Annotated in this window: 1 protein-coding gene; it reads right to left on the bottom strand. The window is 33.9% G+C overall.

Annotation, left to right across the window (positions count from 1 at the left end; translation table 11 throughout):
• Window positions 1-72: 72 nt before the first annotated feature.
• Window positions 73-555: DMT family transporter (locus AC1DJR_RS32955; RefSeq protein ID WP_477004562.1), on the bottom strand; the 483-nt coding region annotated here is incomplete at its 5' end.

Here is a 555-nt window from a genome sequence, read left to right as displayed (position 1 = left end):
TATTTATAGAATTGAAAGCCTGTTATTAATCCGAAATTTTGCATTTAAATTGCAAATACTCGCAGGGATTTCTTACCATACTTTTTCACTCTCAATTTGCTTATAATCATCTTTATTAAATGTTAAATGAGCAATCACAACTCCAAGTATAGTAATTCCCCCTCCAATTATCGAAACAAAGGTTGGCACCTCACCTAACCATATCCAAGCGATAATACATGCAGTTACTGGTGTTAAATATAGAGAACTTGTTGCCTCAGAAGCACTGGCATGGGATGTAATATATGCTAATGCAATATACGGCAGTACTGTCGGGAACACACCTAAATATATAACACTCAAAGTAACTTCTATAGGAGCTGCTACAATTTCTTCATAAATCCCTGGYAAAAAAATAAGCATACATACAGTACCAGACAAAATTGTATATATTGTAAATGGCAAGAAACCGTACTTTTTTAAGTATGGCCTTTGAAAAACGAAATATAGACTTTCTGAAATTGCCGCCAATAAAATTAGTAATCCCCCACTATTCAATTGAATGGAATCTCCTTG

The sequence above is a fragment of the Bacillus sp. 05T31 genome (genome assembly GCF_056396725.1).
The sequence above is the reverse complement of the archived record's forward strand: the minus strand, read 5'-3'. Positions and strand labels throughout refer to the sequence as shown.